Annotated in this window: 12 protein-coding genes; 3 read left to right on the top strand and 9 right to left on the bottom strand. The window is 72.4% G+C overall.

What is annotated here, in order from left to right; genetic code table 11:
- Position 1: 1 nt before the first annotated feature.
- The 8 genes from ACIPTO_RS08850 to ACIPTO_RS08815 form a co-directional block, all read right to left on the bottom strand.
- Positions 2-958 (bottom strand): ABC transporter substrate-binding protein, encoded by a 957-nt coding sequence (locus ACIPTO_RS08850; RefSeq protein ID WP_366316331.1) that lies wholly within the window; start codon positions 956-958, stop codon positions 2-4.
- A gap of 1 nt (position 959) precedes the next feature.
- The gene (locus ACIPTO_RS08845; RefSeq protein ID WP_401190321.1) at positions 960-2,915 is read right to left on the bottom strand and encodes an ABC transporter permease; all 1,956 of its coding nucleotides are present in this window, start codon (positions 2,913-2,915) and stop codon (positions 960-962) included.
- Positions 2,915-4,048, bottom strand: a complete 1,134-nt coding sequence (locus tag ACIPTO_RS08840; protein ID WP_401190319.1) for a glycine betaine/L-proline ABC transporter ATP-binding protein — start codon at positions 4,046-4,048, stop codon at positions 2,915-2,917. Before ACIPTO_RS08840 ends, ACIPTO_RS08845 begins: the two co-directional genes overlap by 1 nt.
- Entirely contained in the window at positions 4,045-5,577 is a 1,533-nt protein-coding gene (locus ACIPTO_RS08835) for a GMC family oxidoreductase (RefSeq protein WP_401190317.1), read from the bottom strand. Before ACIPTO_RS08835 ends, ACIPTO_RS08840 begins: the two co-directional genes overlap by 4 nt.
- Positions 5,578-5,715: 138 nt before the next feature.
- Entirely contained in the window at positions 5,716-7,242 is a 1,527-nt protein-coding gene (locus ACIPTO_RS08830) for an aldehyde dehydrogenase family protein (RefSeq protein ID WP_401190315.1), read from the bottom strand.
- A 166-nt stretch (positions 7,243-7,408) separates the two neighbouring features.
- A complete protein-coding gene (locus tag ACIPTO_RS08825; protein ID WP_401190313.1) occupies positions 7,409-8,503 on the bottom strand; it encodes a hypothetical protein in 1,095 nt (364 codons plus the stop codon).
- 22 nt (positions 8,504-8,525) lie between these two features.
- Complete coding sequence (locus tag ACIPTO_RS08820; protein ID WP_366316342.1) at positions 8,526-8,879, bottom strand: hypothetical protein; 354 nt, start codon at positions 8,877-8,879, stop codon at positions 8,526-8,528.
- The gene (locus ACIPTO_RS08815; protein ID WP_401190311.1) at positions 8,866-10,689 is read right to left on the bottom strand and encodes a hypothetical protein; all 1,824 of its coding nucleotides are present in this window, start codon (positions 10,687-10,689) and stop codon (positions 8,866-8,868) included. The genes ACIPTO_RS08820 and ACIPTO_RS08815 overlap by 14 nt, the downstream gene beginning before the upstream one ends.
- A 131-nt stretch (positions 10,690-10,820) precedes the next feature.
- Here ACIPTO_RS08815 and ACIPTO_RS08810 point away from each other — a divergent pair, with 131 nt between their 5' ends.
- Positions 10,821-11,744, top strand: a complete 924-nt coding sequence (locus ACIPTO_RS08810) for a GNAT family N-acetyltransferase (protein ID WP_401190309.1) — start codon at positions 10,821-10,823, stop codon at positions 11,742-11,744.
- Here the strand turns inward: ACIPTO_RS08810 and ACIPTO_RS08805 are convergent.
- Positions 11,727-12,686 (bottom strand): LysR family transcriptional regulator, encoded by a 960-nt coding sequence (locus tag ACIPTO_RS08805; protein ID WP_401190307.1) that lies wholly within the window; start codon positions 12,684-12,686, stop codon positions 11,727-11,729. The genes ACIPTO_RS08810 and ACIPTO_RS08805 overlap by 18 nt on opposite strands.
- Before the next feature lie 174 nt (positions 12,687-12,860).
- Between ACIPTO_RS08805 and ACIPTO_RS08800 the strand changes: the two genes are divergently transcribed.
- On the top strand, positions 12,861-14,255 hold the full coding sequence (locus ACIPTO_RS08800; protein ID WP_401190849.1) for an MFS transporter: 1,395 nt from the start codon (positions 12,861-12,863) through the stop codon (positions 14,253-14,255).
- A 42-nt stretch (positions 14,256-14,297) separates the two neighbouring features.
- Positions 14,298-14,987 (top strand): siderophore-interacting protein, encoded by a 690-nt coding sequence (locus ACIPTO_RS08795; protein ID WP_401190305.1) that lies wholly within the window; start codon positions 14,298-14,300, stop codon positions 14,985-14,987.
- Positions 14,988-15,004 lie beyond the last annotated feature (17 nt).

Here is a 15,004-nt window from a genome sequence, read left to right as displayed (position 1 = left end):
GTCAGGACAGCCATGCCTTCCAGGTGGCGGGGTGGCTGTCCACCCACTTCTTCGCGGCGTCGGCCGGGGAGAGTTTCTGGTCGGCGATCATCAGGGAGACCTCGTTCTGGTCGTCGGTCGTCCACGTGAACTTCTTCAGGAAGGCCGCCGCCTTGCCGCCCTTCTGCGCGAAGTCCGTGTTGAGGTACTTCTGCAGCGGGGTGTGGGGGTAGGCGCAGGCGACCTTGGCGGCGTCGGCGTCGCAGCCCTCCTTGTAGGCGGGGAGCTTGACCTCCGTCATGGGGACCTTCTTGAACAGCCACTGGGGGGCGTACCAGTAGGTGAGGAAGGGCTTCTTCTCCTTGGCGAACTGTTTCATCTGGGTGATCTGCGCGGCCTCCGAACCGGCGAAGACCACCTGGTAGTTCAGCTTCAGGTTCGTCACCAGGGCCTTGTCGTTGGTGACGTAGGAGGGCGAGCCGTCCATCAACTGGCCCTTGCTGCCGCTCTCGGCGGTGCGGAACAGCGAGGAGTACTTGTCGAGGTTCTTCCAGTCGGTGATGTCGGGGTGCTGCTTGGCCAGGTAGGTCGGGACGTACCAGCCGATGTGCCCGGTCACCCCGAGGCCGCCCGCGCGCGTGATCGTCTTCTTGTCGTCGACGTAGCGCTTCTCCTGGTCGGGGTGGCCCCAGTCCTCCAGGATCGCGTCGACCCGGCCCTGGCTGAGCGCGTCCCAGGCGGGGACCTCGTCGACCTGGACGGTGTCGACGCGGTAGCCGAGCTTGTGCTCCAACAGGTACTGCGCGACGGCCACGTTGGCCTGTGCGCCCACCCAGGACTGGACGGAGAGGGTCACGGTCCTGGCGCCCTGCGCGTTGGCGAAGGGTGAGGCCTGCTTGGTCATGTCGGCGGCGCCGCAGCCCGAGAGCAGGGCGAGGGATGTCACCGCGGCCACCGAGTAAGCCGTACGGGTTCGCATGTCACGCTCCCTTCTTGGTGCGGCGTTCCGTGGGCTGGGTCACCCGGTCGAGCATCAGGCCGAGGCAGACGATCGCGGCGCCGGCGACGAGTCCGGTGGCCAGGTCGCCCTGGGCCAGGCCGAACACGGCGTCGTAGCCGAGGGCGCCGCCGCCGACCAGGCCGCCGATGATGACGACGGCGAGGACCAGGACCACGCCCTGGTTGACGGCGAGGAGCAACGCCGGGCGGGCGAGCGGGAGTTGGATCTGCCGCAGCTGCTGGGCGCTGGTCGCGCCGAGCGAGCGGGCCGACTCCAGCGCGGCCGGGTCGACCTGGCGCAGGCCCTGCGCGGTGATGCGGACGACGGCGGGCAGCGCGTAGACGACGGCCGCCGCGACGGCGGGGGCGCGGCCGACGCCGAAGAGGGCGACGACCGGGATCAGGTAGACGAACTGCGGCATGGTCTGGCAGACGTCGAGGACGGGCCGGAGGGCGCGTTCGAAGCGGTCGCTGCGGGCGGCGGCGATGCCGGTGGCGAAGCCGAGGACGAGAGTGACGGCCACGGCGGCCAGCACCTGCGAGAGCGTGTCCAGCGACGGCTTCCACACGCCGAGCACACCGATCGCGGCCATGGCGAGGACGGCGGTGAGCGCGGTGCGCCAGGTGCCGATCACCCAGGCGAGGGCGGCGACGATCAGCAGCACCGACCACCAGGGCAGCCACTGCAGTCCGTCGCGTACGGGGTCAAGGACCCAGGTGGTGAAGTGGCCGGCCCAGTCGGCGGTGCCGCCGAGGTAGGGGACGCCGGAGTAGAGGTGGGCGGTCATCCAGTCCACGACGCGGTTCACCGGTTCGGCGATGCCCAGGGTCCAGCCGGAGGGCCAGTCCAGGGCGCCGGCGAGCCGGGCGACCACGGCGACGGCCACGGTGGCGCCGAGGGCGTACAGCCAGGGGCGGAGGCCCGAGCCCGGTTCGGCCGCGGACGCGTCGGTCTGTTCACCGGCCGCCGCGGTGACGCGGTCGAGGACGACGGCGAGGAGCACGATCGGGATGCCGGCGGCCAGGGCGGCGCCCACGTCGACGGAGGCGAGGGCCTGGTAGACGCGGTCACCGAGGCCTCCGGCGCCGATGACGGAGGCGATGACGGCCATGGAGAGGGCCATCATGATCGTCTGGTTGAGGCCGAGAAGGAGTTGTTTGCGGGCCAGCGGGAGGCGTGCCGTCAGCAGGCGCTGGCGTCCGGTGGCGCCGAGGGACTCGACGGCTTCCAGGACCTCGGGGTCGGCGTTGCGCAGGCCGAGCGCGGTGAGGCGGGCCATGGGCGGGGCGGCATAGACGACCGTGGCGAGGACAGCGGCGGGGACGCCGATGCCGAAGACCAGGACGACGGGGAGGAGGTAGGCGAAGGCGGGGAGCACCTGCATGGTGTCCAGGACCGGGCGCAGTGCGCGGTCCGTGCGTGCGGAGAGGCCGCCGGCCAGGCCGAGCAGGGCGCCCACGACAACCGAGGTGAGCACCGCGACCACCATCAGCGCGAGGGTCTGCATGGTCGGCACCCACATGCCGAGCAGTCCGCAGGCGAGGAAGGCGACGCCGGTCCCGATCGCGAGCCGTACGCCCGCGACCCGCCAGGCGACGAGCGCGCCGAACGCGGCGACGCCGGCCCAGCCCGCGGCGAGCAGGACCAGGTAGACGGCGCGTACGGAGAGGACGACGGCGTTGCTGATGTAGCCGAAGAAGTAGAGGAACAGCGGGGAGCTGTCCCGGTTGTCGATGATCCAGTCGTTGGCCCGGCCCAGCGGGCCGGACAGGTCGACGGTGAGGGCGTGCGGCCAACTGCCGCTGGACCAGTGCGCGTCGGCGAGCGGTATGAGCACCGCGGCGGCGAGCGCCAGCAGCAGGAGTTTGTGCGCGGCCCGGTGCCGGAGGATGCCGGGGAGGGCGGGACGCGCGGCGGGTGCGGTGACCGTTGCCATCAGACCGCCTCCTGGTGGAGCTCCGCTCCCGCGACGACGTCCAGCAGCCGTGCCTGGTCGACCACGCCGAGGCAGCGGCCGTTCTCGACGACGCAGGCGGGCCTGCCGGTGCGGGACACGACCTTGATCGCCTCGGCGACGACCGCGTCGGCCGCGAGCGCGTCGGGGTGCTCCGCGCCTCCGCAGTCTCCTGGGCGCATGGCCGTGCGGACGGTCATGACGTCCGCACGGGGGACGTCGCGGACGAACTCGCGGACGTAGTCGTCGGCGGGTGAGCCGACGATCTCCTCGGGGGTGCCGAGCTGGACGATGCGGCCGTCGCGCATCAGGGCGATGCGGTCGCCGAGGGTCAGTGCCTCGTTGAGGTCGTGGGTGATGAAGACCATCGTGCGGCCCTCTTCCTGGTGCAGCCGGACGACCTCCTCCTGCATGTCGCGCCGGATCAGCGGGTCGAGCGCGCTGAACGGCTCGTCGAACAGCAGGACCTGGGGGTCGACCGCCAACGCGCGGGCGAGGCCGACGCGTTGGCGCTGGCCGCCGGAGAGCTGGCCGGGGCGGCGCTGCTCCATGCCTTCCAGGCCGACCTTGGTGACGACTTCGGCGGCGCGGCGGCGGCGCTCGGCCTTGGAGACGCCCTGGATCTCCAGGCCGTAGGCGACGTTGTCGAGGACCGTGCGGTGCGGGAGGAGGCCGAAGTGCTGGAAGACCATCGCGGCACGGTGACGGCGGAGTTCGCGCAGCCGGGACCTGTCCATGGCGCGGACGTCCTCGCCGTCGATGGCGATGGTGCCGGCGGTGGGTTCGATGAGACGGGTGAGGCAGCGCACCAGGGTGGACTTGCCGGAGCCGGAGAGGCCCATCACCACGAAGACCTCGCCCTTGCGGACGTCGAAGGAGACGTCGCGGACGGCGGCGGTGCAGCCGGTGCGGGCGCGCAGGGCGGCGGCGTCGAGGGAGGTGAGTCCGGGGTCGCCGGGGATCTCGTCGGCCTTGGGGCCGAAGACCTTCCAGAGGCCGTCCACCGAGAACACGGGGTCACCGGCCCCACTCGGGTCCGCCGGACCGCGGGAGGCACTGTCGTGCGCCGAACTGTCGGACGTGTCAAGGCCGTTGGGTGTGCTGAGGGTACTCATCGCGCACCGCCTCCGATCAGGTCGACGGCCCTCTCGCCGACCATGAGCACTCCGATCATCGGGTTCACGGCGGGCATGGTCGGGAAGACGGAGGCGTCGGCGATCCGGAGGCCGTCCAGGCCGCGGACGCGCAACTCGGGGTCGACGACGGCGAGTTCGTCGGCTTCGGCGCCCATGCGGCAGGTGCCGGCCGGGTGGTAGACGGTGTGGGCGACCTTGCGGGCGTACTCGCTCAGCTCGGCGTCACCGAGGATCTCCGGGCCCGGGCAGACCTCGCGCTTGAGCCAGCCGGCGAGGGGCTGGGTCCTCGCGATCTCGCGGGCGATGCGGATGCCGTCGACGAGGGTGCGGCCGTCGTAGTCGTCCTCGTCGGTGAAGTACCGGAAGTCCAGGGCGGGTTTGACGGCCGGGTCGGCGCTCTCCAGGTACAGACGGCCGCGGCTCCTGGGCTTGGGGATGTTCGGGGTCATGGAGACGCCGAACTCGGGGCGTTCGTAGCCGAGCCGCTCGGGGTTGTCGGTGAACGGAACCTGGTAGAAGTGGAACATCAGGTCCGGGCCCTGGTGTTCGGGGTCCCGGCGGACGAAAAGGCCCGCGTCGGAGTCCATCGCGGAGTTCTCCGGGATCGGCCCGTCGGTCTCCCAGACGATCACCGACTCGGGGTGGTCGAGCAGGTTCTCGCCGACGCCCGGGAGGTCCACGGCGACGGGGATGCCGAGCGCTTCGAGGTCCTTGCGGGGGCCGATGCCCGAGTGCAGGAGCAGGCGCGGGGAGTCGACGGCACCGGCGCACAGGATCACCTCGCGGCGGGCGCGGACGAGGAGTTCCTCGCCGTCCTCGGTGCGGACGTGGACGCCTTCCGCGCGGGTGCCGTCCAGCTCCAGCTTGTGCGCCCATGTCTCCAGGAAGAGGGTCAGGTTGGGGCGCTCGTCCATCACCGGGTGCAGATAGGCGACCGACGCCGACGACCGCTTGTTGTTCTCCGGGTGGTAGGCGAGGTCGAAGAAGCCGACGCCCTCCGTGAACGGGGCCTTGTTGAAGCCCTCGACGCGCGGGACGTCGAGTGCCTCCTGGGCCGCGTCGACGAAGTCGCGGGCGATGGCGTTCCGGTCCTTCTCGTCGACCGGGACGATGTTGTTGAGGAGGCGCGCGTAGTACGCCTCCATCGATATCGCGCCCCAGCCCTTCGCCCCGGCCGCCTCCCACTCGTCCCAGTCGGACGGCAGCGGCTTGAAGGCGATGAGGGTGTTGTGCGAGGAGCAGCCGCCGAGGACGCGGGCGCGGCTGTGCCGGATGTGCGAGTTGCCGCGCGGCTGTTCGGTGGTCGGGTAGTCGTAGTCCAGCTCACCGCCGAGGAGGCCCATCCAGCGGCGCAGGGTCAGGACGTCCTCGCGGCCGACGTCGCTCGGGCCGCCCTCGATGACGGCGACGGTGACGTCGGGGTTCTCGGTGAGGCGGGAGGCGATGACGGAGCCGGCCGTTCCGCCGCCGATGACGACGTAGTCGTACAGGTGAGGGTTCTCAGGCATGGAGCAACTCCGGGTAGAGGTGGTCTCTTCGGGTGCGGGCGGGTCGTGGCCGGTCGCGTCCACGCGGCGGAGCCGCGGGTCGACCGAGCCCCGCGCCCGTGGGCGGGCCGGGGTGGCGGGGTCGGCCGGTCGGCGGGATCAGCCCGCGAACCAGCGCACCGGCTTCGGCGCCAGGTTCTGGTAGACGTGCTTGGCCTCGCGGTACTCGGCGAGTCCGGCGGGGCCCAGCTCCCGGCCCACACCGCTCTTTCCGAAGCCGCCCCACTCCGCCTGCGGGAGGTAGGGGTGGAAGTCGTTGATCCAGACGGTGCCGTGCCGCAGCCGTCCGGCGACGCGGCGCGCGCGGCCCGCGTCGGCGGTCCAGACGGCGCCCGCGAGACCGTACTCGGTGTCGTTGGCGAGTGCGACGGCCTCGTCCTCGGTGCGGAAGGTCTCGACGGTGAGGACCGGTCCGAAGACCTCCTCGCGTACGACGGTCATCTCGCGGTGGCACTGGTCGAGGACGGTCGGCTCGTAGAAGTAGCCGGTGGCGGGCCGGGTCGCGGCCGGCTCGGGGCGCTTGCCGCCGGAGCGCAGCACCGCGCCCTCGGCGAGGGCGGCGGCGACGTACGACTCGGTCTTGGCGCGCTGCTGTTCGGAGACGAGGGGGCCGCACTCGACGCCGTCCTCGGTGCCGCGGCCGAGCCTGATCCGCTCGGCGCGGCGGGCGAGTTCGGCGACGAAGCGCTCGCGGATCGACTCCTCGACGATGAGGCGGGCGCCCGCGGAGCAGACCTGGCCGCTGTGGATGAAGGCCGCGTTGAGGGCCTGGTCGACGGCGGTGTCGAAGCCCTCCTCGGTGGCGCAGGCGTCGGCGAAGACGACGTTGGGGTTCTTGCCGCCGAGTTCGAGGGCGACCTTCTTCACGGTCACGGCGGCGGCCTGGGCGACCTTCGTGCCGCTGACGAGGCCGCCGGTGAAGGAGACGAGGTCGACGTCGGGGTGCTCGGCGAGGCGGGCGCCGACCGAGTGGCCGGGGCCGGTGACGATGTTGGCGACACCGGCGGGCAGACCGGCCTCGACGAGGAGGTCGATGAGGGCGATCGTCGTCAGCGGGGTGATTTCGCTGGGCTTGACGACGAAGGTGTTGCCGGCCGCGAGGGCGGGCGCGATCTTCCAACTCGCCTGGAGCAGCGGGTAGTTCCAGGGGGTGATCAGCGCGCAGACACCGACGGGCTCGTGCACGACGACGCTGTGCACCTCGGGCGTGCCCGCGTCGACGACCCGGCCCGGGGCCTCGCCCGCGACGAGGTCGGCGAAGTAGCGGAAGGCGTCGGCGACGCAGTCGATGTCGACCCGGCCCTCCTCCACGGTCTTGCCCGCGTCCCGGCTCTCCAGCAGGCCGAGCTGTTCGCGGTCGCGCACGAGCAGGTCGGCGACGCGGCGCAGCAGGGCGGCGCGCTCGGCGACGGGGGTGCGCGGCCAGGCGCCCTGGCCGCCGTCGAAGGCGGCACGGGCGGCGGCGACGGCCGCGTCCGTGTCCTTCTCGTCGCCCTCCGCGACCACGGCGAACGGCTGCGCGTCCGCGGGGTCGACGATCTCGCGCGTGGCGCCGGAGACGGCTTCGAGCCACTCTCCGCCCGCGTGAATGGTCTTCCCCGCCCGCTGTTCCGTGGTGTCGGCCATGATCGGTATTGCCTTCCGTTCCTGTTCAGCGCCCCAGCGTCACCTAACTGTCACTCTCGGGGACGGTGAGCGCCTGCCCGGGACGTCCGTACGCATGCGCAATCCATGGCCGGAAGTGGGCCGCGTCACTGAACATGCGGACATAGGGGGCGAAAAGCGGGCCGAATCAGTTGACGGAGGCGTCGTCGCAGGTCCCGGCCTGCGGGCAGAACCAGGTCACGGCGGTGGCGAGCAGCTCCAGCTCGTCGGAGCGGCCGTCCGCGTCGGGGCCGTAGGCGGCGATGGCGTAGATCGCGCCGTCGGACGCCACGAACCGCTCGTCGTAGACGTGCCAGGTGCCGATGTCGGGCTCGCCCTTGAGGGAGTCGGCCGTGTACTCCAGCCGGGTCCCCGTGAAGCTGCCGTCGTCGAGGGTCTGGAGAGCGAGCTTGCGGAACCCGTCCGGCTTGGGCGTCTGGTCGGAGAGGTACAGCTCGAACGAGGCGGCCGGGGTGGGCTCGGCCACCTGGTACACCTGCAGCCGGTGTTCGCCGTCCCCGCTGCGGTAGTTGACCACGTCGATGCCGTACGTCGACGCCACGGTGGAGCGGGTCCAGCCGTCCGGGTGGGCGATCCGGAAGCCCTCGGGGTCGTCGAACGAGGTGTAGCCGGCGGGGAGTTCGGGGGTGGAGGCGGACGGCGACGGGGACGGCGCCGGGGACCCGTCCGTGGACTGCGAGGCGCCCGGCCCCGACGAGGAGGCGACCGTACGACCGCCCCCGCCCTTCCCGTCGTCACCACCCCGGTCGACCACGAAGGTGAGCACCAGGCTCACGGCGACCCCGACCACCGCGGCCCCCACGACCACGGACCACACGAGCCGACGGCTGTACGCGGGACGGGCCGACGGCGACGGGTCCGGCGGCAGCCCGGTGGAAAAGGTGGTCGGCGGCAGCCCGGAGGAAAGGGTCGGCGGGGGCAGGTGGGACGGCGGCAGAGGCGACGGCGGCGGGTTCGACGGAGGAACCGGGGGCAGAACCGAGTGCCAGTCCGGAGGCGGAGTGACCGAAGCCGTCGGCGCCTCGGGGTTCACCTCCTCGGTGCCCGCCAGGTGCCCGGACTCGGGGACCGACCCCTCCCGCTCCCCCGGCTCCGCCCCCGGCCGCGCCCCGTCACCGTCCTCCCAGCGCTGGGTCTCCTCGTTCCAGTACCGCGGCCCCGAGCCCGACCACCACTCCGACCCTGCCCCGGACCCCGAGCCCCATCCCGCTCCCCCGCTCATCGCATCCCTCTCCCCACCCCGCTCACAGTCCCACCATCCCCGCCACGGCCCCCGCCGAAGCGAGCACGCCCAGGAGGGCCTGCGAGTCGGACAGGAGCTCGCGCAGACGTTCCCGGCGCGTCGGGGCGGCCTGTCCGGTGCGGGTGATCTCGTCCTCCGTGTCGGCGAGCGCGGCGTCCAGCGCCGCCGTCCGGTCCGTGGCCCGCACCCGCGTGAGATCGGCGCGCAACTCCCTGACCGCCTTGAGGAGTTCCTCGGTCGCCTGGTCGCGCCCGGGTGCCGCGCCGTGATGGCTGACGGCCCGCGCGTGGCTGCCCACGGCGAAGGTGCTGTGGGAGACGTCCCCGAAACTGACGTGTGGCTCATCCGTTGCCATTGGTCGATGTCCCCCTCGTGGAATGCGTGGAATGCTTGGAATGCGTGGAACTCGCGGCGCTCGTGGAGTTCGGAGCGTCCGTGGAATGCGTGGCGTTCGTGGAATGCGTCGTGCTCGTGGAGGACGCCGACCCGTGATCGCCGACCACGAACGTGCTGCCCTCCACCTTGTCCGCGTGCACGGTGTTGTTGCTGACGTGGGTGATCTTCTGGACGAACTCGCCGGTCAGGTACCCCGATGCGGCGAGCGCGTCGGCGACTCCGTGGGCGACCCGGTCCTGAACATTGCGCAGATACCGCCGCACGTCCATCTCCTGGAACGTGGACCCGGCCGACGCCGACCCCAACTCCCGTACGGACAGGGCAGGTCCGTCGGGCAGCGCGCCCGCGTAGCCCCCGGTCAGCAGCCGCCAGGCGTACAGCGCGCCCTGGGCGAGCACGGCGAGGGAGCCGACGGCGGAGCGGGGCACCCGCGCGACGGCCCAGGCCGCCTTGCCGAAGGCGCTGTTGTGGCGGAAGCGGTGGGCCGTGCGGTCCGCGTTCTTGAAGTCCTCGCGGACCGGCAGCAGGACGTGCGGGGCGATCTCCAGGGTGAGCATGCGGCCCTGGGTGTGCACGCGCACGAACACCGTGACGACCAGCTCCTCCTCCCAGCCGCCGACGCGGATGCGCAGGAAGTGCCGCCGCTTCTCGGCGCCCTCCTCGACCGAGCGCGCCCGGTGTTCCTCGAAGGCCTGCGGATGGTACGGCGCCTCGTCGCGCCGCATCAGTCCCTCGGCGGGCAGGAACACGCACTCGTCGATCTCCAGCCGGCGCAGCCGGTCGCGGCCCAGGTGGACGGCGTGGTCGGCGGGCAGCCGGAGCTGGGCGAGCAGCGGGCGGATCGTCTCCAGGACCGTGCGGTTGCTGATCGGCCGCTGTTCCTTCTCGGGGTCGGGCCGGAGTTCGGCGGCGAGCACCCAGGTCTCGTACGCCTCCCCGGCCCCGCAGAACGGGCGGGCCTCGTGGTACATGACCAGCGGTGCGTGCTGCTCGATCCGGATCCGGTCCCTGAGCCGCTGGAAGCGCCGGCCCTCGCCCCGCTCGGCGGGGTCGTTCGCGATGTCGGGGAAGCGCTTCGGGGACAGCTCGGCGCCCAACGCCCGTGCGAACTGGCCGCGTTGGGCCGCCAGGCAGTACGCGATCAGCGCGAACAGGGCGAGCGTGAGCCAGGCCTGCCAGACCTTGATCAGGCCGTCGAAGTCGTCGGTGCCGGGGAACAGGAGATCGGTGGCGCTGGAGGGGCCGGAGGAACCGTAGGGCCCGGAGGTCGAGCCGTAGGACGACGAGGAGTCGTCCGAGCCGCCGCCGAAGGCGATCACCACCGTGAAGACCAGCAGGAACGCGACCATGACGCGGCCCCACCAGCGGAGCACGAAGGCGGTGATCAGCCGGTACAGCGGCGGGTGCGTGGCGCGGCCCCTGATCCAGCCGCCCAGTGCGAGGTAGAGGCTGGGGACCAGGAACAGGGCCAGCAGTCCGCCGCTGAGCAGCGTGCCCACCACCCACAGGCCGAGGATCGCCCCGGCCCACTGCAGCTCCTGGCGGCGGGCGCGCACCGCGTGCGCGAGGACGCGGGCCGCGTCGAAGCCGAGGGAAGGGGCCACGATGCGCTGTTCGTTGAGGTGCAGCTCGTCGATGACGCGGTCGCGGTAGCCGGGGTCCAGATAGGTGCCCGCGCACAGCAGCCGGCCGGCCTCGCTGGCGTGCGGCGGGACGGGCGGCGGCTGTGGCTGCGGTTGCGGTTGCTGCGGCACGAAAGCGGTACTCACGCGACTCCCCCGATACGCGGAACCTGCCTGCTGAACACCCGCACCCCAGCAGTCACTAACGGAGAGTCAGCATAGACCCGCGCTGCGCGACCATGGACACCAATTAATCCTTTGACTAAAGTCAAAGAAATATGAGGCCCCTCACGGAACCGGAACCTGAACCTGAACCGGTGTCGCCGGAGGACGTCGCGTCCTTCCGCCGCTTCAACCGCTCCTTCACCCGCCGCATCGGCGCCCTCGACGACCACTACCTCGGCCAAGACCGCCCGCTCGGCGAGGCCCGGCTGCTGTTCGAGATCGGCGCCGGGGTCTCGCTGCGCGAGCTGCGCGGCCGACTCGCCCTGGACGCCGGGTACTTGAGCCGGATGGCGAAGTCCCTGGAGGCGCAGGGCCTGGTGCGGCTGACCGTGCCTCCGCACGACACCCGGCTGCGCCTGGTCGAGCTGACCGACGCGGGCCGCGTCGAGGTCGAGGAGCAGCACCGCCGCGCCGACGCGCTCGCCGCGGGTCTCCTCACCGCCCTCACCCCGCCCCAACGCACCGAACTGGCCGACGCGTTGGCGACCACGCACCGTCTCCTCCGGCTGGCCGGCATCACGGTCGCGCTGGTCGACGGCGCCGCCGAGGATGCCCGCGCCTGCCTCGACGCCTACGCGGCCGACATCGACGCCCGCTTCCCCGAGGGCTTCGACAAGACCGATCTCGTGCGGCCGGAGGAGGTCACGGGGGACGCGGGCGCGTTCCTCGTCGCGTACGAGGAGGGCCGTCCGGTGGCCTGCGGGGCGCTGCGCACCCTGGAGCCGGGCACGGGCGAGATCCGGCACGTCTGGGTGCACCCCGGCGCCCGCCGCCTCGGCCTCGCCCGCCGTATCCTCGCGCGGCTCGAACAGGCCGCCGTGGAGCACGGGTTGACCGTCGTACGGCTGGACACGCACGCGGTGCTCACGGAGGCGCGGGCGATGTACCGGGCGTGCGGGTACACGGAGATCCCGGCCTACGTCGACCATGTCTACGCGGACCACTGGTTCGAGAAGCGGCTAACCGGGGCGCGTTGAGCGTTCCTCCGCCAGCAGCTCCCGCACGCACGCGCGCAGCCAGGCGTGGGCCGGGTCGGCGTCGTGGCGCGGATGCCAGGCCAACCCGACCTCCAGGACGGGGAGTCGGAGCGGCACGTCGAAGGTGGCCAGGCCCAGGGAGTGGGCGATGGGCACGGTCCAGAGGCTGATCAGGCCGACCAGGTCGGTGTCGCGCAGCACGAAGAGCGAGGCCGGGAAGGTGCCGACGGTGCCCACCACCCGGCGTCTCAGGCCCAGTTCGGCAAGGCTGGTGTCGATGGGGCCGTGCAGTTTGCCGCGCCGGGAGACGATCAGGTGGTCGGCGTCCCCGGCGAACCGCTCGGGCGTCAACTCCCCTTCCAGCAACGGGTGTCCGGTCCGCACCACACCGACCATCCGGTCCTCGTGCAGCATCTCGACATGGACCTCGGGCGCCGTCGAGTCGACGACCCCGACCTCCAGGTCGGCGGTGCCCTGGCGCAGATAGGGCGTGTCCACATGGCTCTCGGTGAGGAACCGGAGACGGATGCCGGGTGCCTCGGCGGCGGCGCGGGCCAGCAGCCGGGCGCCGTGGAGGGCCGGGAAGGAGTCGTGGCCGATGATCGTGAGGGTGCGGCTGACGTTTCTGAGGTCGGTGTCGTGGCCCGGCGCGAAGAGGGCCCGCGCACGCTCCACCACCGCGCTCACCTCGGCGCGCACGGCCAGCGCGCGCGGGGTGGGCACCATCGTGCGCCCGGCGCGCACCAGCACGGGGTCACCGAGCGCCTTGCGGATCCGGCCCAGGGTGCGGCTCATCGCGGGTTCGGAGAGATGCAGCCGGCGCGCGGCACCCTGCACGCTCTGCTCCTCCAGCAGCACGTCGAGGGCGACCAGCAGATTGAGGTCGAGGCCGGCCTCCGACCGCCGGGCTCCCCCGGAATCGCCGGATTGCGTCACACGCATTCTCCCCTTGCAAAGGTTGCACTGGAAAGCAGGTCACCTCCGAGCCTACGGTGACAGGGCACCCACCACCACACCGGACTCCCTGGAGGAGCCGTGCCCTCTCCTGCCCACCGGCCGACCCCCGAGCCCGCCTCCGGACCCGCGCCCGCACCCGCACCCGCACCCGCACGCACCCTGAAGCGCTCCACCCTCCTCACCCTCTGCGCCTGCGTCCTCGTCGCGCAGAGCATGGTCGCCGCCATCAACCTCCTGATCCCGCAGCTGAGTTCGTCCTCCCTGCACCCCTCGCACACCGAGCTGCTGTGGATGGTCGACGCGTACGTCATCGTCTTCGCGGGACTCCTCATCCCGGCCGGCGCGCTCGGCGACCGGCACGGCCGCAAGGGCGCGCTGCTCGCCGGTCTCACCCTGTTCGCGGCGGGCGCCGCCACCAGCGCGCTCGCGCAGAACCCGGCGACGCTGATCGCGGGCCGCGGTCTGTCCGGCGCGGGCGCGGCACTGATCACGCCCGCGACGATGTCGGTCCTGGTCCACCTCTCCGCGCCGGAACACCGGTCACGGGCGCTGGCGTCCTGGACCCTCGCGCTCGGCCTCGGCGGACTCGCCGGGAACCTCGGCGGCGGCCTGGTCGGTCAATTCCTGTCCTGGCGTGCCCTGTTCGGTGCAATGGTCCCGCTGGCAGCCCTGCTGGCCATCGCGGTCGCGCTCACGACACCGCACACGGCCCGCTCGGCGCGCAGCAACCTCGACCCCGCGGGCACCGCGCTGCTGACCACCGGCCTGGTCGCGCTGCTCTTCGGCATCATCGAGGGCCCCGCCTACGGCTGGACGTCCCCGCGCATCGTCACGGCCTTCGCGGCGGCGGCCCTCCTCGTCGCGGCCTTCACCCGCCACGCCCTCCGCTCCCCCGCCCCGCTCCTCGACCCGCGCGTCTTCGCCTCCCCCACCCTCCGCGCGGCCACCCTCGGCACGGCCACCGGCTTCTTCGGCCTGTTCTCCCTCTTCTACGTCAACTCCCAGTACCTGCAAGGCATCAAGGGCTACGGCGCCGCCGTCACCGGTGTCGCGATCGTGCCGCTGACGATCGGCATGGCGCTGGTCCCGAAGCTCGCGGTCCGCTGGTCGCACCGCCCCCGCGCGGTCATCGGCACCGGCCTCGCCCTGATCGGCCTGGGCCTGCTGGGCGCGTCCACCGCCGACGCGGGCACCCCGTACTGGACCTACGCCTGCTGGCTGCTGGTGATCTCGGCGGGGACCGGGCTCTCCATGCCGGCGCTCACGGTCGGGGTGGTCACCTCGCTGCCGCCGCACCAGACGGGCCTCGGCTCGGGTCTCGGCACCTCGGCCCGTGAACTCGGCGCGGCGCTCGGCGTGGCGGTGACCGGCACGATCCTGGCCGCCCACCCCGATCTGGGGCACGGCATGGGCCCGGCGCTGCGCACGGTCGCGGTGATCGTCCTGGCCGCCACGGCGGTGGTGACCGTCGGCCACCGCACCCGCACGGCGAGCACACGCACTATCGCGTCCGAGGAGGAACGCGTACTATCGCGTCCAGTCGGCCGGTCCTGATCGCCAACTCCCCCTACGTGCCATCCAGTTGAGGAGCCACCCGTGCCCACCGCCCTCCTGAACCCCGTCCTCGACCTGGTCACCCTCCGCGCGACCGTCACCGCGGCCGAACAGATCACCGACCGCATGCGCCGTCTGCGCATCGAGGGTGACGCCCTCGCCGGCCTGGACGTCCGCCCCGGCCAGCAGGTCCGCGTCCTGGTCACCGGTCTGACCCTGCGGACGTACTCGGTGTGGCGCCACGACCCGTCCGGCGTCGTCGAGTTGTGCGTGCTGGACCACTCCGAGGGGGGACCCGGGGCGCGGTGGGGGAAGAGCGTCGGCGTCGGCGAGCAGGTGCGGCTGCGGAAGCCCGAGGGCACCTTCACGCTCCGCCCGGACGCGTCCCACCATGTCTTCGTCGGCGAGGAGACGGCCTCCGTCGCGTTCGCCGCGATGCTGGACGCGCTGCCCGAGGAGGCGCGCATCTCCGGTTGCGTCGAGACGGAGACGGCGGCGGACCGGCTGCCGATGGCGCACTCGGACCGCCTCGACTGGCTGACCAGGGGCGGGACTTCACTCCCGGACGCGGTGCGGGAGCTCGCGCCGGAGCCGGGCGGGATCGCGTACGTCGCCGGGGAGGCCCGTACCGTGCAGCAGGTCCGGCAGGTGCTCGTGCGGGACCTGGGGTGGGACCGGCGTGCGGTGCTCACGAAGCCGTTCTGGGCACCGGGCAAGCGGGGCATGGAATAGGGCCCCGCTCCGGTCGC

The organism is Streptomyces sp. NPDC090083 (assembly GCF_044747445.1).
In the GTDB taxonomy this organism is placed as follows: domain Bacteria; phylum Actinomycetota; class Actinomycetes; order Streptomycetales; family Streptomycetaceae; genus Streptomyces.
The sequence above is the reverse complement of the archived record's forward strand: the minus strand, read 5'-3'. Positions and strand labels throughout refer to the sequence as shown.

Coding starts and splice junctions, on each gene's coding strand:
- ACIPTO_RS08850 (WP_366316331.1), bottom strand. CDS start 958: ATGCGAACCCGTACGGCTTACTCGGTGGCCGCGGTGACATCCCTCGCC.
- ACIPTO_RS08845 (WP_401190321.1), bottom strand. CDS start 2,915: ATGGCAACGGTCACCGCACCCGCCGCGCGTCCCGCCCTCCCCGGCATC.
- ACIPTO_RS08840 (WP_401190319.1), bottom strand. CDS start 4,048: ATGAGTACCCTCAGCACACCCAACGGCCTTGACACGTCCGACAGTTCG.
- ACIPTO_RS08835 (WP_401190317.1), bottom strand. CDS start 5,577: ATGCCTGAGAACCCTCACCTGTACGACTACGTCGTCATCGGCGGCGGA.
- ACIPTO_RS08830 (WP_401190315.1), bottom strand. CDS start 7,242: ATGGCCGACACCACGGAACAGCGGGCGGGGAAGACCATTCACGCGGGC.
- ACIPTO_RS08825 (WP_401190313.1), bottom strand. CDS start 8,503: ATGAGCGGGGGAGCGGGATGGGGCTCGGGGTCCGGGGCAGGGTCGGAG.
- ACIPTO_RS08820 (WP_366316342.1), bottom strand. CDS start 8,879: ATGGCAACGGATGAGCCACACGTCAGTTTCGGGGACGTCTCCCACAGC.
- ACIPTO_RS08810 (WP_401190309.1), top strand. CDS start 10,821: ATGAGGCCCCTCACGGAACCGGAACCTGAACCTGAACCGGTGTCGCCG.
- ACIPTO_RS08805 (WP_401190307.1), bottom strand. CDS start 12,686: ATGCGTGTGACGCAATCCGGCGATTCCGGGGGAGCCCGGCGGTCGGAG.